Here is an 18934-nt window from a genome sequence, read left to right on the forward strand (position 1 = left end):
ATGGCAACCCAACACCAGCAAGATAAATCTAAGTCAAATCGTAAACTTATCAGCATGTTAGTTATAGGCTGTATTGGCATGTTTGGCTTTGGATTCGCGCTGGTGCCGCTCTACGATGTGTTGTGCGAGCAACTCGGTATCAATGGAAAACCCTCCAATACCGCGAGTAGTTATCAAGCAATCACAGTAGATACAAGCCGAATAGTGACTGTGGAATTTATTTCTCAGGTACAAACAGGCATGCCATGGACATTTGCGCCACAAACCAAACGGCTCGAAGTTCACCCTGGCGAGCTAATCCATACGGCATTTTTGGCGCGCAATATGTCCGCTAAAGCAACTATTGGCCAAGCGATACCTTCAGTTTCGCCCGGCCAAGGTGCCGCTTATTTTAATAAAACAGAATGCTTTTGCTTTAATCAACAACCCTTAGCGGCGGACACTAGCGCTGAGCTGCCGCTCATTTTCTATGTGGATCCTCAGTTACCTGAGTCTATCCATACTCTGACCCTCTCTTACACTCTCTACGACATTACCGACAAGCAGTTAGCGTCTGCCATAGAGCAAGGAGCTGCAAAATGACAACGAAACATCAGTCTTACTACGTTCCATCCCAAAGTGTCTGGCCTATTGTAGGTGCCATTGGCTTGTTCTTAATCGCCTCTGGTGCAGGCCTTTTCGTGCAACAGTTGAAATCAGGTGCATCCGGTGGCGGTTATGTGCTGCTGGTTGGGATAGCTGTGATCCTATTCATGCTGGTAGGTTGGTTTAGAACCGTGATCCAAGAGTCGATGGCAGGGCTCTATTCTAGCCAAATGGATCGATCGTTTCGCCAAGGTATGAGCTGGTTTATTTTTTCGGAAGTTATGTTTTTCGGGGCTTTTTTCGGGGCACTATTTTATGCCCGCATGTTCGCAGTGCCTTGGCTCGGTGGCGCATCGAATAATGCCATGACCCACGAAGTACTCTGGCCTCAGTTTGAAGCTATTTGGCCGCTCATTACTACGCCAGATGGCACTAAAACCCAAGCTATGCCATGGACTGGACTGCCATTAATCAACACTATCGTACTGCTAACCTCCTCAGTTACCTTACATTTCGCCCATGTCAGCCTAGAAAAAGGTAAACGTTCTGCCATTACTCTCTGGCTTGGTATCACCATACTCTTGGGTATGGGTTTCCTTGCCTTACAGGCAGAAGAATATATGCATGCCTACCGGGAAATGGGACTCACCCTAACCTCTGGGATTTATGGCAACACCTTCTTCCTGTTAACTGGCTTTCACGGCATGCATGTCACTCTGGGGACTCTCTTTTTATTCGTGTTGTTTTTCAGAGTGTTGAAGGGGCACTTTAGCGCAGATAAACATTTTGCGTTCCAAGCGGGGAGTTGGTATTGGCACTTTGTGGATGTGGTCTGGCTGTGTTTGTTTATTTTCGTTTACGTTCTCTAGTGCTTTAGTAAGGTGTGGGATTGGGGCTAATCAGCCCAGTCCCTAAGGCCACCAGCAATAACAAGATAACGAGCACGGAGAAAATCACTCGCCGACCAAGATAACGGCTCATAGGCACTTTTTCATCACCTTTCACCATAATAAACAAGGCGCGACCTAGATTAAAAATGATGAATAGCAACAGCAGAACTAAGACCAACTTAAAAATGAACAGGCTATTCATACAATATCCTCATGTTCTGCTGAATAAATTAACGGTTTTTCTACTGATATTGACTGTGGCTGTATTAACTATATTGGTCAAGTTGGGTTTATGGCAGTTAGCCCGTGGTGAAGATAAAACGACGCTTTTAGCCCAAATGGAAGCAAGGCAAGCTTTGCTGCCATTAAGTTTTGAGCAGCTCCAACTCAAGGTCGGCAAAGAAGGCGTAACGGGTTATCGACTGCAAGTACGCGCCACTCCCGCAAGCTCACAAATCTGGCTGCTGGATAATCAAATCTATCAAGGTCAAGTGGGCTATTTAGCCTTCCAACCATTGCAAGTAGAAGTTGAAAAACCTTGGTTGCTGGTCGAGTTAGGCTTTGTTGCCGCAGGCTCCCATCGGGATGAGTTACCCCACATCACTCCCCTAAGCGGGGCATTAAATATCGAAGGCAGGCTTTATCAAAAGCAAATCAATCCCTTGAGCCAAGCTTTAATGGCAGAAACAGGGACAAGTATTCGCTTTCAAAATTTAAATATGCCCGAAATGGCTAAGGTATTAGGGCACCCAGTGTTACCTGTCGTGTTGCAACCAGAGCAATTACCTTCCCTCACATTGCCCCATCCTTGGCAACCTTTCCCACTGTCAGCACAAAAACATTGGGGCTATGCGTTGCAGTGGTTTTCGATGGCAGCCGTATTTGCAGGACTAATGCTGTGGCAAGGGATTAAATATGTAAAACGCCATAGCGCCCAAACAGTCGCAAACTCAAGGAGCAAATAGGGAAATTCGTACCATACTTAGCAAGACACTAATAAAACTAAATAAATATAAAACAATAAATTAGGGATAATTTGAATGAGAGGAGCAAGCATGAACTCCCAGAATAAATCTAAACACAAAGCATTAGGGCTATTACTGCTGGCGTTTATTGCCCCCGTAGTGATTGCTAAGCTAGTGCTGAGCCTGAATTTATACCATGGCGGTGCCACCAATCATGGCGAGCTGATCAGTCCCGAAACCAGTTATGCCAGCCTTGGGGTTGAAAATTCTAATCCCAAAGAATGGCAACTACTGTATTTATTGCCCGCCAAATGCAACGATACTTGCCGCGAACGCCTGTATATTTTGCGCCAAAGCCACACAGCGTTAGGGCCAGATCAGGCGCGAGTAGAACCGCTCATCCTCACCCATCCCGACAGCGATCTTAACGCCTTAAGCGCCTTTCACTTCAACACTCGCCCCGCCAATGCAGACTTAAGCAAATGGTTAGATGAACAGCAGCTAATCATAGTCGATCCCTTAGGCAGCTTAGTCCTGCGCTACCCTCAAGTGCAGGGCAAAGAAGCACATTTAGCTCAAGGCAAGGCGCTGATTGCGGATCTGCGTAAGTTGTTAAAACTGTCGAGGGTAGATTGATGCAACTAACTTGGATCCTACGCTTAACCTTAGTCTTTACCCTATTGGTGATTTTAATGGGCGCTTACACCCGTCTATCGGATGCAGGGCTTGGCTGCCCCGATTGGCCAGGCTGCTACGGCCATATTAAAGTGCCCACCCAAGACCATGAAATCGCCCATGCGCAAACTATATTCCCAGATCACGATATCAATCCAGAGAAAGCTTGGCTGGAAATGATCCACAGATATATCGCAGGCGGACTTGGCTTACTGGTGTTGTTCATCTTAATTTTGTGCTTAAAAACACCTGAAGCACCCAAAAAGTTACCGGTCATCATAGTGCTGCTGATCCTCTTTCAAGGAGCGCTAGGCATGTGGACTGTGACCATGAAACTCATGCCAATAATTGTGATGTCGCATCTTATTGGTGGCTTTAGCCTAATCTCGCTGCTGTTACTCCTTTACCTGCGAACCCGATCTCGGCGTATATTTAATAGCGAAACCCATCCTCGGCATCTCGCACCGTTAGCGTTGGTGAGCCTATTCGTCCTTGTGGGTCAGATTATGTTGGGCGCTTGGACATCATCGAATTACGCGGCGCTCGCCTGCACCTCTTTACCCATCTGTGAGGGAAATTGGGTAGATAACTTAGCAATAGCCGAGGCATTTTCACCGTTCCAAGGCCAACACCCTAGCTTCGAATTTGGGGTACTCGATTACCCTGCACGAATGACTATCCACGTAGCCCACAGAATTGGCGCTATCGTCACTGCCAGCTTGTTACTCGTGCTCGCCTACCGATTATTTGTGGGCGCTACGGGACTTAAGGCTTTAAGCCTTTTATTAGTGGGACTAGTCATACTACAAGTGAGCTTAGGTATTTCTAACGTAGTGATGCATTTGCCACTCGGTATTGCCGTGTCTCACAACGGTGGTGCGGCACTACTGCTACTGACCTTAGTCACAATCAACTATTTTTTATGGCGCAAAGCATAAGCGAGGGATCCAAGATGGCAAAACCACTCTCAATCACCAGTAGCCTGCCCACTTTCAGCGTAACATGGCGCGCCTATTTTGAAATGACCAAACCTAAAGTGGTTGCACTGATGCTGCTCACAGTCTTAGTCGGCATGTGTCTTGCTGTGCCCCATGCAGTCCCCGTTCAACCTTTAATCGCCGGTATGCTGGGTATTGCTATGATGGCGGGTTCTGCGGCGGCGTTGAATCATCTGATCGATCGCCGTATCGATGGCTTAATGGCACGCACCTACAATCGCCCGCTACCCAAAGGGCGTATTTCGGCCACACGCGCGTTAATTTTCGCCGCTAGCTTAGGTAGTCTTGGCTTTATCGTCTTATATTCCTTAGTCAATCCACTCACAGCTTGGCTGACCTTTGCCAGCCTGATTGGCTATGCCTTGGTTTATACAGCCTATTTGAAACGCGCAACATCACAAAATATTGTGATCGGCGGCCTTGCGGGAGCCATGCCACCCTTGCTGGGATGGACGGCAGTAACGAACGAATTTCACGGCCATGCGTTATTGCTAGTGATCATCATTTTTACGTGGACGCCGCCACATTTTTGGGCACTGGCCATTCACAGACGCGCCGAATATGCCAAAGTAGATATTCCCATGCTACCAGTCACCCACGGTGTCGAATTTACGAAAACCTGCATCTTGCTCTACACAGTATTGCTGGCGATTGCTTGCCTGTTACCTGTGCTGGTTGGTATGTGTGGGCCAGTGTATTTCGTCAGCTCGAGTTTACTCAGTACGGGATTTATCTATAAAGCATGGCAACTTAAATATCGGGATCATGATGGCTTAGCGATGCAAGTGTTCCGCTTCTCTATCTACCATTTAATGTTGTTATTTATGGCATTACTGCTAGACCACTATTTGTGGAACTAGTGTATGGAACGAGTTTGTCGCGCTAACCTGTATTTATGGAGCGAATAATGCAGAAAAGAATTTTAGTCATCGCCATTTTGTTGTTCGGTCTTGGCGGCCTATTTGCGGTGAAATTTAATCCCCCAAAACCTATCGAGTTAGAGAGCGGTTTTCTGTTTCCACAGGCCTATGAATTAGCGCCCTTTGAATTAGTTGATCAACACAAGCAAGCTTTTACCAATGCCAGTTTGCAGGGAAAATGGAGCTTATTTTTTATCGGTTTTACCTTTTGTCCCGACATTTGCCCTACGACCTTAAATAAACTTGCGGCGGCTTATCCCGATCTAAACAAGATCGCGCCATTGCAGGTGGTGTTTTTATCCGTCGACCCCAAACGGGACACACCGGATAAACTCTTAACCTATGTAAATTTTTTCAATCCAGAGTTTAAAGCTGTAACGGGTGAACAAACGCAGATATTTCCCCTCACCCGCAGCTTAGGACTCACTTATGCCATGGTGGGTGAAGGAGAAAATTACCAAGTCGACCATAGTGCGGGTTATGTGTTGGTGTCGCCGCAGGGAACGCGAGTTGCGGTATTTAAACCTACGGCAGCGTTAGGCAAACCGCCGCAGGTATTAAATGATAAATTAATTAGCGATTTTGAAAAAATAGTGGCGCAATACAAACCTAGCCGCTGATCACTCTTTGACCCAAGAGCCATCGTCCTTTGGACTCACCCAAGGCTGAGAAAACCAATAGTAGCCATTGCGCGCCTTACTCGGCGCTGTGCAGTTATAACGCGATCGCCCCGCAGGCAAGGCTAAATCCGCTTGAACACTAAACTCGTTTTCATTGAGCCAAGTCGGCTGTTTTGAGCCTTGACCTTGGATATAACACATCATTTGCTTAGCAGAGATATCACTCATATCGAGGGTCACTTTAAGCTCTGGACGCCAATGACCGCCCTTTAACTCAGGATCACTTGGGGTTTGTGCAATCACAGGCATATTTAAGCTGTATAACTTTGCCTTAAGGCTTTTTAGGTCAGCATATTGTCCAGCAACGGGGAAACGCGGCAGGGCCGTTAATGGCGAATAGGGCCCGGCGGCACCGGACTGTTGCCCAAAAGCGACAAAGCTGTTCTCAGTTAACATATCCTGCAACGCTTGATTGTACTCACCGTAGGGATACGCCAGCATTTTAAAATTGTGCCCAGTGGCATCTGCAATCGCTTTTTCTGTATCTAAGATATTGGCTTTTATCCGCGCTAACCACTGCGCCTGTGATTCGTTTTCTAAGGCGCGGATCAAATGTTCGTGCGCCCAACTGTGATTAGCAATATCGGCGCCTTCCTTGGATAGTGTGATGAGTTCATCCCAAGTCATCATCTCGGTAAACTTTTGTTTAATCGGCTCAATTGCCACAAACAAGGTGTAGGGGAATCCAAATTCCTTTAGGATAGGATGCGCCGTAATCGCTATACTGCGATAACCATCATCGAAGGTAATTGCGATTGTTTTAGCGGGTAAATCTTGTTTTTGCTTGATCGCTTCAACCACTTTAGAAAGCGGGATCACCTTAAAGCCGTCATCGACGAGAAACTGCATTTGCTCACGAAATTGCGCGGGCGTAACGCTGGTTGCCGCCGGAGTGGTTTCTGACACATGGTGATATTGCAGAATGACCACGGCATGGGCAGAAAACGTCATTAGCCCTATGAGTGCCAACAGCACACGTTTAACCATAATGTGAACACCTCTGAAATTAATGAATACTGCTAAATCAACTTGGCTCGACCTCATGCTCAACGGCGCGAAAAATCGCCAGTTACTGGCGCTCGCCCTGCCGATGATACTCTCCAATATCACTATCCCGCTGTTGGGCTTAGTCGATACGGCTGTTATAGGTCATCTGAGTGAGGCCTATTATTTAGGGGGAGTCGCTGTCGGGTCAACGATTATCACATTAATCATTTGGTTATTGGGATTTTTGCGTATGGCGACGACAGGTTTAGTCGCGCAGGCCTTTGGTGCTGACGATCTTCACGCCCAGCACAAACTCTTAGTCCAAGGCGCTATGCTAGCGATGTTATTGGGCGCAGGCGTTATCGCACTGCAAGTCCCGATATTGAATTTAGCGTTAGGATTATCCGAAGCGAGTAGCGAGGTCGAACGTTATTGCCGCGAGTATTTTCAGGTACGGATTTGGTCAACGCCCTTCGCCCTGCTCAATTTAGTGATGTTAGGTTGGCTCTTAGGGCGACAACAACCTAAAGCCGCCATGTGGCAGTTGATTTTAGCCAACCTTGCCAATATTATTCTCGATGTGGTGTTTGTCCTCGGCTTGGGTTGGGGCGTTAAAGGCGCTGCCCTCGCCTCAGTATTTGCCGATATCACCGCTTTCTCAGTCGCACTCACTATGGTGTTACAACAACTCAAGCGCGCACCCGAGTTTCACTTATCTCAGCTATTCCCCCATGTCACCTTAACGGGTTATGGCAAATTACTGAGGCTCAACACAGATATTTTTGTCCGCAGCCTCTGTTTGCAGGCAGCTTTTGCCTTTATGACATTCCATGGTGCAGGTCTAGGTGATAATACCGTTGCGGCCAATGCCGTGTTATTGAATTTACTGCTATTAATCTCCTACGCTCTAGATGGTATAGCCTATTATGCCGAGGCAGAAGTCGGTCGAGCCTATGGGCAAAAACAGGCAGAACAATTAAGGGAAGCTGTGATCTTAGCTTGGTGCTGGTCGGCCATAACGGCACTAGGATTCTGCGCTGTATTTAGTCTTTTTGGCAGTAATATTATCGCGTTATTGACCAGTATTAATGAGGTCAGAGCCACTGCGCAAACCTATCTTATCTGGCTAATATTCTTGCCTTTATGGTCCTTTAGCTCGTATTTATTCGATGGTGTTTACATAGGTGCCGCTAAAGGAAAAGTGATGCGCAATAGCATGATACTCGCCACCTTTGGCGCGTTTTTCCCAACATGGTATTTACTGCAGCAGCTATTACTACCAGAGCAAGGCAACCATGCCCTCTGGGCCGCGATGAGTGTCTTTATGATCGTCAGAAGCCTAACGCTCGCAGGGCATTATTATTTCAGTCAGGCCTTTTTACATAAATAAATCTGTAAAGACAGTAGTTTACTAATCTCAAAATCATTATTATGTTGATTTTACAATTGTAACGAAGATGTGAATCGATAATGAAAAGGATTTTACCGCTGCTATTGCTGTGGCTATGTAACTATACGGTTGCCAACACTGCGCCACAATTACCCGTTGAAGCCTTTGCAAGCATCCCAGATGTTAGCTCTGTGCAGCTCTCGCCTAATGGCAAAAAAATCGCTTCTGTTGTACGGGTCGATCAAGCCAAACTCAAAGGTACTGTCGTTAGTATCCAAGATATAGAAACAGGCGAAAAAAGCATTCCGCTGCACACGGATAATCAAAAATTTGTCATCCTGTCTCTGCAGTGGGCAAACGATAATATCTTACTGATCAGTGCTAAGTTTCCGGCTAACCGTTACGGTACACCTACAACCGAAACCCGCCTTGTTAAGTATGATTTGACCACGAAAAAGACCTCGAGTGTCCTTCCGCGCAGCGTCTTAGACCGTCTTAATTGGATCCCGCAACATCAGGGGCAAATTATCGATCTTATGCCAGATGATCCCGATAATATTTTACTGTCATTAGACGGAATGGGCGAAAACGTAGGCGAAGACAGCGTTCTGAAAGTCAATTTAGCGCAGGGGAAATCCAGTTACACCCAAAATGCTAAAAAGAAGATTATAAGTTGGATTACCGACAGGCAGCACAAAGTCCGAATTTCTATCTACAACGATGATACTGAGTACCGTATTTATGAACAGGCCGAGCAAAAGAGTGATTCACGCTTGCTTTGGACCTTTAAAGCCTTCTCTGAGGACACGGTTTGGCCATTAGGTTTTGATGCAGACCCTAATATCCTCTACGTTCGCGCCTATCACCAAGGTTTCGAAGCCATTTTTAAAGTGAACCTGACCGACCCTAATCTTACAAAAGAGTTGGTTTACGCCAATGAAGCAACTGACGTCGAAGGGGATTTACTCTACTCGCAATTAAAGAAAAAAGTCATTGGTATCAGTGAAGGCGACGGCGAGGAATACACCTTCTGGGAAACAGAATATGTCGGACTACAAAATGGTCTTAAGGCTGTATTACCCGATGCTCACAACTATATTACTCAATTCAGTGCAAATGAACGCCGCTACATAGTGTATTCCACCAGCTCAACCGAGCCTGGCACTTATTACTTCGGCGATAGGGACGAAAAAACGTTATATCCCATCGCGAACAGATACGGCAAGCTCAATAGTGAGCTACTCGCCAACACCCAACATCTAACTTACGAAGCAAGGGATAAGCTCAAAATCGATGCTTACCTAACAGTGCCAAAGGGACTCGAAGCCAAACAGCTACCGACGATTATTTTCCCCCATGGCGGCCCGATCAGTTATGACAGTAACGACTTCGACTACTGGGCACAGTTTTTCGCTAATCGTGGTTATGCGGTATTTCGAATGAATTTCAGGGGGTCGGCAGGTTACGGCTATGAGTTTATGAAGGCTGGCCTAAAAAGCTGGGGTCTCGAAATGCAAAACGATGTTGAAGACGGGACTCGTTACCTAATAGCTCAAGGGATTAGCGATCCTAAACGCATTTGTATTGCCGGTGCGAGTTATGGTGGTTACGCGGCCTTAATGGGGCTCCCGATCTTTACCGTTGCGCCATCAGTGTGGCTGGTGTGACCGATGTGGCCTACCTAGTAAAATCAAGCCGCAGACATACCAACTATGAAGTGGTTAAAGAGCAAATAGGAGATGATCTCGATGCCCTCTATGAGCGCTCACCTATCAGTAAAGCAGATAAAATTAACATCCCAGTATTACTGCTACATGGCGATAAGGACAGAGTCGTTAAGGTTCAACATAGCCGAGAAATGTATGACGAGCTCAAATCACTGAATAAACCAGTGGAGTATATTGAGTTGGAAAATGGTGATCATTACCTGAGCAATAACGACAACAGACTCGCGACGTTTAAAGCCTTAGATAAGTTCTTAGCTGATAATCTCAACCCTAAGTTATAACTGAACAACTGCACTTAAAGCGAAAGCCAAATATAAAAAACGCGACTCAAGGTCGCGTTTTTCATTCAGCTTAACAAACAAGATTAAGCGTAAGAATGTTCACCGTGTTGGTGATCTGTCACGTCACGTACGCCAGTCAACTCACCTGGGAACATGTCTAACAATTGTTTTTCGATACCATCTTTCAGGGTGATATCAACTTGAGAACAACCGTTACAACCACCGCCGAACTGCAGTACAGCCACGCCTTCTTTAGTGATTTCAACCAGCATGATATTACCACCATGGCCAGCTAACTGAGGGTTGATTTCAGATTGGATCACGTATTCGATACGCTCGACTAAAGGTGCATCACCTGACACTTTACGCATTTTTGCGTTAGGTGCTTTGAGCGTGAGTTGTGAACCTAATTGGTCAGTCACAAAATCGATAGTGGCATCTTCAAGGAAAGGTGCACTCTTCTCATCGACCATAGCATTGAAGCCAGTGAACTCGATTTCAATATCATCACTTTCCACTGCATCCGGTGGACAATAAGACACACCACACTCGGCTTGCGAGGTACCAGGACTGATCACAAATACGCGAATATGAGTGCCTTCAGGTTGATCTGCTAACAACTTAACAAAATGGGCTTGAGCCGCATCGGAAATGGTAATCATGAAAACCTGCTCCGTCAGGGGATACCTGAGTGTTTTAGTAAGAATTAGCCGTATGATACTCCGACTCACCTTCGCTTTGTAGTCCTTTGGATAGCAAGTTTATGGATTTTTGCCATAGCGATCACGATTTATTCATCATAAACAAGCTTTAAACGAATGTGTTGTACGCGAGTGAACTGCATCATTTACAAACAAAAGCGACCCAATTGGGTCGCTTTAAGCCAGACATAAAATACAAACTATTTAGCCGCTTCTTGTCCAGCGATACGACCAAAGACAATGATATCAGTGTAAGCATTTCCACCGAGTCGATTGGTTCCATGGGTTAAACCAGTCACTTCACCCGCAGCAAACAAGCCCGGAATCACCTTTCCTTGTTCATCAAGTACACGAGTACGTATATCAACCGCTAGTCCACCCATTGTATGGTGCACAGAAGGTGTCGCCTTTAAAATCCAATAAGGTCCTTTACTTAAATCAACCAATCCTGAGCGATGATTAAAGGCTTCATCCTTTCCTGTTGCGGCATAACGATTCACGTCTTTAATCGTTGATAACAGCTTATCTTCAGGAATATTAAAGACTTTAGCGGCTTCTTCTAAGGTGTCGACCTTATACATTAGCCCGTCTTTTGTGAATTCCTTCAGTTCACCTTGATGCATTTCAACAGTATGGGCAACATCTTCAATAGCTTGGTTCCAGAGCAGATAAGTATAACGGCCTGGTTGGGCTAGAATGGCCTGTGAAATCACATCTCGGCGTTCCAATTCCTCAACAAAGCGCTCACCCTTCTGGTTGATTAACACCGCACCAAAGAAGCGAGAGTCAGCAATCAAGGCAATCGCACCCGAGGTTGGGCTACAAATGGGATATGACTGGATATATCCCATATTTTTAGCTGCTGCATGTATTTTTTCTGCCATCACAATACCGTCACCAGTACCACCTGAATGACCAGTGCTGCCATATCGTTCATCTAACTCTGGGTTATATTTTTTACGCATTTCCATGTTAGACGAGAAGCCACCCGTGGCAATCACAACACCGCGTTTTGCATAGTAGGTTACCGTTTTGCCATTATGAGTCGCTTCTACACCCACAATTCGGCCCGTTTGATCTTGAATTAACTTTTCAGCCTTAGTATTGGTATGAATTGGTAAGCCAACTTCTTCAGCTTTAATAGAAAACTTGCTGATCACCTCTGCTCCGGTATGACCTTTAGGGATTAGCGCTCGTTTCACGCTGTGTCCACCAAACTGAAATAATTGATCTGGGTAAAATTCTACTTTGACGTAATCCCTTAACCACTCAGCTGCATCAACCGCATTATCGACCATGGTCTTAACCATTTCAGGGTCACCTTTGAAATCGCCGCCTTTTAGCGTGTCGTTAATAAACAGCTCTTTGCTATCAGTAACACCCATATTTTTTTGTACCCAACTACCAGCAACATTCATCTCAGCACCCGAGATCAATGAGTTACCACCAATAATTGGCATTTTTTCAATAATAACGGCGGAGCGGCCTGCGGCCATAGCCTCTAAACCAGCACTGAAACCTGCACCACCCGAGCCAATAATCACCACATCATAGGTATATTCTGCTGGTGTTAATGCTTCATTTTTTTTAGCTGAAGCGACAGCAACTAACGTAACACCTGCGGCTTCAACACTTTTACCCACGGCTTCTTTAAGCGCTTTAGACGTTACGGTTGCGCCTGCAATACCGTCAACCTCGATAGAGTTATTATCAATAATCGCCTGTTTAACATCTTTAAATACGGCACCAGCAAGGACCTTATTTTCCTTTTGCTTTAGTACATCAATCGCCACAATGTGTCCGTCTTTGAATGTGGTTTCGACCTGCACTTCGCCATGCTTGCCTTGAGCGGTTCCCTGGCTTTTTACTATTTGATGGGTAACTTGACAGCCGACAATAATTGCTGTTGCCGTGGCAGCAATACCAATAATGGATTTTTTATAATGCATTACAATTCCCTTATTATTTTTGATGAAAATTAGAACAGCACCAAATTAAATGAGATTCTACTTATCAAAATTTCAACCTATTTGATAAACCGTTAAAACTGATAACCAACAGATATACCGTATTCAATACCATCATTATATTGTGAGCCCCAGCTATCATAATGGGTGATATATAACTTTGAAAATATTGAATCCGTGAGGCTTGTTTGTAATGTTGTAATTATCTGATGGCCATAGCTGTCATATGAAAATAATGCTTGATGCGCTGCATCCCTATCAATTTGTGCTTCATAATTCAAACTTAAACTATGTTTTAACCCTAGCAACTCAAATGGGTACTTTGCATTTAAAACCACGGCATAACCTGACAGATCATTAAACTTCTCTGATGTGGGAGAAAAGCTACCAATGGTATAATTTAAACCGACACCATAGTTTAGTGATAAATTTTGAATTTTTGCATTATGGGTAATACCTAAGTAAAGATTATCTTCAACTAGCGTTTCACTCGCAGAGATAAAGTTCTGAGTCCAGAAGTTGAACTGCGACTCTCCCAGCTTATTTTCAAGTATCAATAATGACTTAATGGTAGTTTTACCATCAAGGTTCTTCTGATTTTCCGCGATTTCAGCAGGGTTTTCGAGCTTAAGATTAGCAAAGTAAGTACCCCAATCAGCAATTCCTAAATGATTCAACTTTACAAAAGGTTGATTAAAAACACCTGGGTTATCATTTTTTGCGTCACTGGTATAAAACTTATAACCTAAATCCACGCTCGTTTTATTCACATCAGAATATACTGAACCACTAAAAATAATTGCACTGACTAAAATGGATGCCACACTTTTTTTACACATAGAGTCCCTCTCAACCATGTATTCTAGGAAGTATTTTAAAATACTTATCGACCAGTAAACTTTATATAATAAAGTTACTACGAATAGCATGATGACTATGTGATCTAAGCCCAACGGCGCTTTTGCATTTTAAAAGTGTGTGGTTTAATGCAGTAAATCTATAGTTCCCATTCTTTAGTTATTAGATATTACCAGCCTAGCAGTAAATAAATTATTTGCAGATGAGCTAGTAAAAATCCAACCCAGTTGATTCGCGAGACGTTTCACCAGTAAAAGCCCTAAACCAAATCCATGGCGGCCCTTACTATTGTAGGAATTGGTTATTGCTATACAACAAGCATCTTGAGTAATACTAATATCCATCCCACCATGCTCAATACTATTCCTTAATAAATTGCTTAATATGATTTTTAGCGGATGAAGCTGGACGGGCAAGCAAGTATCGTCACACAATAATTGAATTTTTTGCTCATAACCATGTACCCGTTGCTGCTCCTCGATAATACTGGCAAGTAAAGGCGATAATGCTACGTTTTCCTTTTCTAGGTTTGAACACTCTTTATTAGTTAACCATAGTAGGGTTTCAATGAGTGACTTCATTTGATTGGTCGCTTGGGAAGCATACAGAGTTGCCCCCGTAAGCTCACCTTGTTGTAATGCGAGGATTTCGAATGAAGATTGGCATATGGCGACTGGCGTACGTAACTCATGACTAGCAAAACGTAAAAAATTGAGTTCTCGCTGCTGAGCCTCCTGAAGTTGTAAAATCGAGTTATCTAAAGCATCAACAATAGCTTTTAATTCAGCATATTCTTGTTCTGGTAAACTCAGTTTTCCTCCTCCTTCCCAATCATGTTGTTTAATCGCATGACTAATTTGATGAACAGGCGTAATCACTTTACTTTGCATATAAAACGCTAAACTTGCACTGGCACAAAAGGTTATCAAGACAAGCAGCAAGATCGCCGTCATATTTTTAGGGGCAAATTGCAAATCATGGGTAACACTAAACTGCAGCCAAACATATAGCGGCTGGCCAGTTTGAGTGTAGTACACACTTAACGCGTTAACAATGGGACCTTCTGCATGCTCATAGTGAATTGTGCTCGCATCAGTTAAGACTTCATTGTTACTTAACTCACGAATTTGCAGCGGAATATCTCGCCAATGAGGATAGACTGTTAAGTTATCGGTTTTTAGAAGTGGTTGATGAAGTAATGATTGCTGAGTTGGCTCCGCCAGCTTCAGTAATGCTTCGGCCGCTTGCCCTGCATTGTGCATTGTGACTTCATGCATAGAAATCATACCTGCACACATCATGCAAAGCGGGATAAAACTATTTACACCTAAGGTTATTAATAGAAAAATAACTCCCCACACTTGATAACTACGCTTGAGGCTAAGTTTAGGCGCTTGCATTGATATCATCTCTAAGGCTTAAACCGACGCCACGAATCGTATGTAATATTTGCCGTTCAAAGGGGCGATCGATCACTCGGCGCAAAAGATGAATATGGCTGCGCAAGCTATCACTATCAGGTGTACTGTCGGGCCAAAGCATTCGCTCAATCTCTTCTCTACTCACCGTTTCTGGACTACGCCTAGCTAATAAAGCCAAGATCTGCCATCCGGTTTTAGACAAAGCCAGCAGTTGCCCTTGCCGATACACCATGTGGTTTGCAAAATCGATTTCTAGGTCGCCAATAGTCAACCTTTGGGGTGCGGGACGACGCTGAGCAACCACCTTCAATCGCGCGACCAGTTCCTCCATTGCAAAGGGTTTTACTAAATAATCGTCCGCGCCCACAGCAAACCCACTCAAGCGATCATTCAGACTACTTCGTGCAGTTAACATGATTACTGGTGAGGTAATGCACTGTGCTTTCCAGCGTTCACACGCTTCAATCCCATCACCATCCGGCAAATTTAGATCGAGAATAATAGCGTCGAACTGCTGCTGACTAATGAGCATATCCGCTTGTGCCAAGTTGAAAGCGTAATCACACTCTATACCACTCAATTCAAGATATTGAATGATGTTGTTAGAAAGAAGTCGATTATCTTCAACCAGTAATATCAACATTTTTAAATCAACTCATATTGATGGGCTAAATGGATTAAATTTGCTCTATTTGTAGCCCCAAACTTCTTACGCATAGATTCCATATGATATTCAACTCCTCTGACACTTATCGGGAGCTGAGTTGAAATTTCGTCGTTTTGAAGACCGTTTGCGACCATAAGTAGGATATCTCTCGCATTATCTTTAAGCAGAGAGCTTTGTAGAAATGGATTGAACAATTGTTTATTACATTCAAAAAGCTTGTTTTGAGCTTCCTTTAAAGTGTCTGCCAATCCCTCTAATACCACCTCCGAAGCACTAAGATGGCTAAGTAGTATAAACCGGCCTGCCCAATGACGATTAGAGTGGCATGAGATGGGCCAGCTCAAAACACTTTGAATATTATGCTTACTAAACAGTAAGCTGGTCTTATCATTTTTTTCACTCGTGAATCTATACATATAAGATTTTGAAGTATCCAATGAAAAACCAAAATTGAAATCATGGGAGGCTATCTGATTTAAATAAAAATGCTGTAATTCAGCTATGACATGGGAAGAAGCTATGCTGGCGATAGGTTTTCTTAGTGCCGTAGGAGAGAACAGATTGGTATCTTTTGGAAAGTGATAATTTTCATACGCACAATGTGGAACTCCTTGAAACCAGAAACCACAAAAACCATGTAGCTTTAAAGAGTAGTTTATCGCCTGAATAACGTCCTTCAGCGTTGATGCCGTATCTGCATTTGATCGCGCCAGTTTAGCGTCCATAAATACCCTCCAAACGAAATAATATAGGAAGGTATCTCAATACAAAAAATAAACAAAACCCATTGATACAGATACTTACATCTTGTCGCAAAATTAAAACTTATTCATGTTTACGCAGTATTTTTGACATAATTTTGACATACACAAAGATATAATGGAGCAATGCTTTTAACCTTTTTAAATATCATCCAACAAGCCTGGCGCCTCAGCCCTTGCCAAACACCATACTTGAACATGCACATAACGCGCTTCGAATAAGCGAGCAATTTCAGAGACTGTAGTGCCAGTGGTGACCACATCATCCACCAATGCAATACGCTGGAACGCAAAATCATCCGCTAACATAAAGGCATCATGTAAGTTGCGTCGTCGCTGCGCCCCCGAAAGCCCCGCCTGCGGTCGAGTGTCTTGTTGACGCGTTAACCCTTCGCTCACTAATGGCAGTTGCAAGAGCTGCGATAAGTCATGGGCAATTAACCACGCCTGATTAAATCCCCGTTGTTGCAAACGTTTTGGATGCAATGGAACTGGCACTATCGCTTGAGGCAGCGAGATTAATCCTTGCTGTTCTAATACCTTAAGTCGTGCCACTAAGGCGCGACACAGCACGGGCAAAGCGGCAAGTTGACCTTGATATTTAATCGCACCAACCCAAGCACCCAAACCTTGATGATAACTACAAGGCGCAATGACTTTACGTGGCTGACGCTTTTGGCATTCACCGCAATAATCGACTTCTATTTGCATCGACTTACCGCAACCTAAGCAAATAGGCCCATGATATAAGCCAGATTGAAGACAAACGGCGCAAATGCCAGTCTCGGGAAGTGATATGGATTGGTGGCACAGCAGGCAACGGTTAGGTAAACTGCCCGCCAACCACCTTGTACCGAGTTGATAGCCTAAACGCATTACCCGCAAAGCAGATTGCGACCAAATCCTTTTGACAAAGTACGGCATACATTCACCTAATCCATTTTTGAGGCACTCAAGTGAGCCAAGTGACATCCACAAACCAAGCAAATTTGCATATTGAAATCAGCGGCCAAGGGCCAGATCTGGTGATGCTTCACGGTTGGGGAGTGAATAGCGCTGTGTTTACGCCATTACATGAGTCACTGTCTCAGTATAGGGTACACTATGTAGACTTGCCGGGCTTTGGCCATAGCCAAATGGTTGAAGGTGGCCTATCAACCTGGGTAGATACCTTGGTCGCTGCATTGCCTGAACACGCTATTTGGGCCGGCTGGTCACTCGGTGGGCTCGTTGCGACTCAGGCAGCGTTAAGTTATCCACAAAAAATCAAAGGCTTGATTACTATTGCCTCATCCCCTTGCTTTATGGCAAGGGAGGACGAAGCATGGCCGGGCATTCCGCCACAAGTCCTCAATCAATTTAGAGAACAACTCGGCCAAAATTTACCTAAAACTATAGAGAGATTTCTGGCGATTCAAGCCATGGGTAGCGAAACCGCCAAAGAAGACATCAAACAACTGCGCGATCTTGTCCTCGCACGCCCTTTACCCAATGCCAGAGCCTTAACTCAAGGCCTAAATATGCTGACCGACGTCGACTTAAGGCAGCAACTGATAGAGTTGCAACAACCTTGGCTAAGGATCTGGGGCCGACTCGACGGGCTAGTACCCAAACGCGTACCACCTAAAATGCCCATCACAGCTCAAAGTGAGGATGTGATGCTCGCCAAAGCCTCTCACGCGCCCTTTATTTCCCATCAGCAGGAGTTTTTGCAGGTATTTATGCCTTGGTTAACGTTACAGACACGTTAACGCTTTATCTTTGAGCGATTAATGACTAGTATTTAACCATTAATGTGCCAAGGAATTTCCCATGTTAGTTGTCAGTAACTACCCCCAAGTCCCGCTAGCGACCAGTAATGTCGCGACGGACTCGGCTCGGGTCGACAACCAACTGAAACCTGTGGTCATCCCACCACAAGCTGCAACTAAAGGTCACGAAGAACGCGCCTTTAATCCACAGAATGAACGCACTGCGGATCAAGCTCAACAACAGGCGAAAACGCTCGAGCATAATCAGCAACAAGTTCAAGAAAAACAGCAGCAACAGCAATCCTCACAGCAACAGAACCAACAACAGCAAGAGAAAAAAGCGCCCCTTGTAGTGGCCGAGCGTGTTTTACCTAAAACGCTAAAAATTGCTGCAAGAGGCCAAGCGGCGCTGCAACGTAAGGATATACGCTTAAAGGTCAGTCAAGGTGCGGCAAATTATGCCAGCAGTAACGCCAAAGCGAATACCAGCAGTACGGCAAGGCAATCGCTTCAAGGCGAATCGAGTCAATTTTATCAACAACTTGGGCAACGCATTAGTCAGTTCTATCAACAACAGACTCAGCCAGAGCAAGAATCTATTATGTCGACGTGGATTTAACCTATTCCAATCGTATGAATCCGTTTGCGCACAAAATTAACCTGAATGATAAACAAAAATGCCGCTAAAAATAGCGGCATTTTCCATTCTG

Annotated in this window: 19 protein-coding genes and 1 pseudogene; 11 read left to right on the forward strand and 9 right to left on the reverse strand. The window is 44.6% G+C overall.

The window, feature by feature from the left end; genetic code table 11:
* On the forward strand, positions 1-582 hold the full coding sequence (locus tag L5M10_RS13410; protein ID WP_198572399.1) for a cytochrome c oxidase assembly protein: 582 nt from the start codon (positions 1-3) through the stop codon (positions 580-582).
* Positions 579-1454, forward strand: a complete 876-nt coding sequence (locus tag L5M10_RS13415; protein ID WP_105250644.1) for a cytochrome c oxidase subunit 3 — start codon at positions 579-581, stop codon at positions 1452-1454. Before L5M10_RS13410 ends, L5M10_RS13415 begins: the two co-directional genes overlap by 4 nt.
* 4 nt (positions 1455-1458) lie before the next feature.
* Here the strand turns inward: L5M10_RS13415 and L5M10_RS13420 are convergent, their stop codons facing one another.
* A complete protein-coding gene (locus L5M10_RS13420) occupies positions 1459-1677 on the reverse strand; it encodes a DUF2909 family protein (protein ID WP_105250645.1) in 219 nt (72 codons plus the stop codon).
* Here L5M10_RS13420 and L5M10_RS13425 point away from each other — a divergent pair.
* The 5 genes from L5M10_RS13425 (at position 1676) to L5M10_RS13445 (ending at position 5653) form a co-directional block, all read left to right on the forward strand.
* Complete coding sequence (locus tag L5M10_RS13425) at positions 1676-2440, forward strand: SURF1 family protein (protein ID WP_263162685.1); 765 nt, start codon at positions 1676-1678, stop codon at positions 2438-2440. The two genes, L5M10_RS13420 and L5M10_RS13425, sit on opposite strands and share 2 nt — an antisense overlap.
* Before the next feature lie 90 nt (positions 2441-2530).
* Positions 2531-3076, forward strand: coding sequence for a hypothetical protein (locus L5M10_RS13430; RefSeq protein WP_198572401.1), 546 nt, complete (start codon positions 2531-2533; stop codon positions 3074-3076).
* Positions 3076-4053, forward strand: coding sequence for a COX15/CtaA family protein (locus L5M10_RS13435; protein WP_263162416.1), 978 nt, complete (start codon positions 3076-3078; stop codon positions 4051-4053). The genes L5M10_RS13430 and L5M10_RS13435 overlap by 1 nt, the downstream gene beginning before the upstream one ends.
* Before the next feature lie 14 nt (positions 4054-4067).
* Positions 4068-4973 carry a heme o synthase gene (gene cyoE / locus L5M10_RS13440; RefSeq protein ID WP_168827217.1) on the forward strand — a complete coding sequence of 302 codons (906 nt, stop codon included), beginning with the start codon at positions 4068-4070 and terminating at the stop codon, positions 4971-4973.
* Between the two features lie 47 nt (positions 4974-5020).
* Positions 5021-5653, forward strand: coding sequence for an SCO family protein (locus tag L5M10_RS13445; protein WP_263196373.1), 633 nt, complete (start codon positions 5021-5023; stop codon positions 5651-5653).
* On the opposite strand, the gene L5M10_RS13450 is transcribed toward L5M10_RS13445, so the two are convergent.
* Positions 5654-6700 (reverse strand): polysaccharide deacetylase family protein, encoded by a 1047-nt coding sequence (locus tag L5M10_RS13450; RefSeq protein ID WP_263196374.1) that lies wholly within the window; start codon positions 6698-6700, stop codon positions 5654-5656.
* 22 nt (positions 6701-6722) lie between these two features.
* On the opposite strand from L5M10_RS13450, the gene L5M10_RS13455 reads away from it, so the two are divergent.
* Positions 6723-8090, forward strand: coding sequence for an MATE family efflux transporter (locus tag L5M10_RS13455; RefSeq protein ID WP_263141484.1), 1368 nt, complete (start codon positions 6723-6725; stop codon positions 8088-8090).
* An 80-nt stretch (positions 8091-8170) separates the two neighbouring features.
* Positions 8171-10098, forward strand: a pseudogene (locus tag L5M10_RS13460) (alpha/beta hydrolase family protein).
* A gap of 83 nt (positions 10099-10181) precedes the next feature.
* On the opposite strand, the gene nfuA reads toward L5M10_RS13460, so the two are convergent.
* The 7 genes from nfuA to L5M10_RS13495 all read right to left on the reverse strand — a co-directional run bounded on the left by nfuA (position 10182) and on the right by L5M10_RS13495 (position 17397).
* Positions 10182-10760, reverse strand: a complete 579-nt coding sequence (gene nfuA / locus L5M10_RS13465; RefSeq protein WP_006079591.1) for a Fe-S biogenesis protein NfuA — start codon at positions 10758-10760, stop codon at positions 10182-10184.
* 239 nt (positions 10761-10999) lie between these two features.
* Positions 11000-12748 carry a urocanate reductase gene (gene urdA / locus L5M10_RS13470; RefSeq protein WP_263196376.1) on the reverse strand — a complete coding sequence of 583 codons (1749 nt, stop codon included), beginning with the start codon at positions 12746-12748 and terminating at the stop codon, positions 11000-11002.
* Between the two features lie 92 nt (positions 12749-12840).
* Positions 12841-13605 (reverse strand): outer membrane protein OmpK, encoded by a 765-nt coding sequence (locus L5M10_RS13475; RefSeq protein ID WP_263196378.1) that lies wholly within the window; start codon positions 13603-13605, stop codon positions 12841-12843.
* Between the two features lie 174 nt (positions 13606-13779).
* Positions 13780-15024, reverse strand: coding sequence for a sensor histidine kinase (locus tag L5M10_RS13480; RefSeq protein ID WP_263196380.1), 1245 nt, complete (start codon positions 15022-15024; stop codon positions 13780-13782).
* Positions 15011-15688, reverse strand: coding sequence for a response regulator transcription factor (locus tag L5M10_RS13485; RefSeq protein WP_263192496.1), 678 nt, complete (start codon positions 15686-15688; stop codon positions 15011-15013). Before L5M10_RS13485 ends, L5M10_RS13480 begins: the two co-directional genes overlap by 14 nt.
* 2 nt (positions 15689-15690) lie before the next feature.
* Positions 15691-16437 carry a helix-turn-helix transcriptional regulator gene (locus L5M10_RS13490; protein ID WP_263162431.1) on the reverse strand — a complete coding sequence of 249 codons (747 nt, stop codon included), beginning with the start codon at positions 16435-16437 and terminating at the stop codon, positions 15691-15693.
* 177 nt (positions 16438-16614) lie between these two features.
* The gene (locus L5M10_RS13495) at positions 16615-17397 is read right to left on the reverse strand and encodes a ComF family protein (protein WP_263162434.1); all 783 of its coding nucleotides are present in this window, start codon (positions 17395-17397) and stop codon (positions 16615-16617) included.
* A 32-nt stretch (positions 17398-17429) separates the two neighbouring features.
* Between L5M10_RS13495 and bioH the strand changes: the two genes are divergently transcribed.
* Together bioH and L5M10_RS13505 are read left to right on the forward strand one after the other, a co-directional pair.
* Positions 17430-18224 carry a pimeloyl-ACP methyl ester esterase BioH gene (gene bioH, locus L5M10_RS13500; protein WP_212599493.1) on the forward strand — a complete coding sequence of 265 codons (795 nt, stop codon included), beginning with the start codon at positions 17430-17432 and terminating at the stop codon, positions 18222-18224.
* A gap of 61 nt (positions 18225-18285) precedes the next feature.
* Entirely contained in the window at positions 18286-18843 is a 558-nt protein-coding gene (locus tag L5M10_RS13505) for a hypothetical protein (RefSeq protein ID WP_173248241.1), read from the forward strand.
* Positions 18844-18934: the final 91 nt, after the last annotated feature.

Origin of the sequence: Shewanella sp. SM32 (assembly GCF_025654235.1) — a bacterium.
Taxonomy (GTDB): domain Bacteria; phylum Pseudomonadota; class Gammaproteobacteria; order Enterobacterales; family Shewanellaceae; genus Shewanella; species Shewanella oncorhynchi.

Coding starts and splice junctions, on each gene's coding strand:
- L5M10_RS13410 (WP_198572399.1), top strand. CDS start 1: ATGGCAACCCAACACCAGCAAGATAAATCTAAGTCAAATCGTAAACTT.
- L5M10_RS13480 (WP_263196380.1), bottom strand. CDS start 15,024: ATGCAAGCGCCTAAACTTAGCCTCAAGCGTAGTTATCAAGTGTGGGGA.
- L5M10_RS13450 (WP_263196374.1), bottom strand. CDS start 6,700: ATGGTTAAACGTGTGCTGTTGGCACTCATAGGGCTAATGACGTTTTCT.
- L5M10_RS13435 (WP_263162416.1), top strand. CDS start 3,076: ATGCAACTAACTTGGATCCTACGCTTAACCTTAGTCTTTACCCTATTG.
- L5M10_RS13430 (WP_198572401.1), top strand. CDS start 2,531: ATGAACTCCCAGAATAAATCTAAACACAAAGCATTAGGGCTATTACTG.
- L5M10_RS13415 (WP_105250644.1), top strand. CDS start 579: ATGACAACGAAACATCAGTCTTACTACGTTCCATCCCAAAGTGTCTGG.
- L5M10_RS13445 (WP_263196373.1), top strand. CDS start 5,021: ATGCAGAAAAGAATTTTAGTCATCGCCATTTTGTTGTTCGGTCTTGGC.
- L5M10_RS13475 (WP_263196378.1), bottom strand. CDS start 13,605: ATGTGTAAAAAAAGTGTGGCATCCATTTTAGTCAGTGCAATTATTTTT.
- nfuA (WP_006079591.1), bottom strand. CDS start 10,760: ATGATTACCATTTCCGATGCGGCTCAAGCCCATTTTGTTAAGTTGTTA.
- L5M10_RS13495 (WP_263162434.1), bottom strand. CDS start 17,397: ATGCCGTACTTTGTCAAAAGGATTTGGTCGCAATCTGCTTTGCGGGTA.
- L5M10_RS13455 (WP_263141484.1), top strand. CDS start 6,723: ATGAATACTGCTAAATCAACTTGGCTCGACCTCATGCTCAACGGCGCG.
- L5M10_RS13490 (WP_263162431.1), bottom strand. CDS start 16,437: ATGGACGCTAAACTGGCGCGATCAAATGCAGATACGGCATCAACGCTG.
- L5M10_RS13420 (WP_105250645.1), bottom strand. CDS start 1,677: ATGAATAGCCTGTTCATTTTTAAGTTGGTCTTAGTTCTGCTGTTGCTA.
- L5M10_RS13485 (WP_263192496.1), bottom strand. CDS start 15,688: ATGTTGATATTACTGGTTGAAGATAATCGACTTCTTTCTAACAACATC.
- L5M10_RS13505 (WP_173248241.1), top strand. CDS start 18,286: ATGTTAGTTGTCAGTAACTACCCCCAAGTCCCGCTAGCGACCAGTAAT.
- urdA (WP_263196376.1), bottom strand. CDS start 12,748: ATGCATTATAAAAAATCCATTATTGGTATTGCTGCCACGGCAACAGCA.
- cyoE (WP_168827217.1), top strand. CDS start 4,068: ATGGCAAAACCACTCTCAATCACCAGTAGCCTGCCCACTTTCAGCGTA.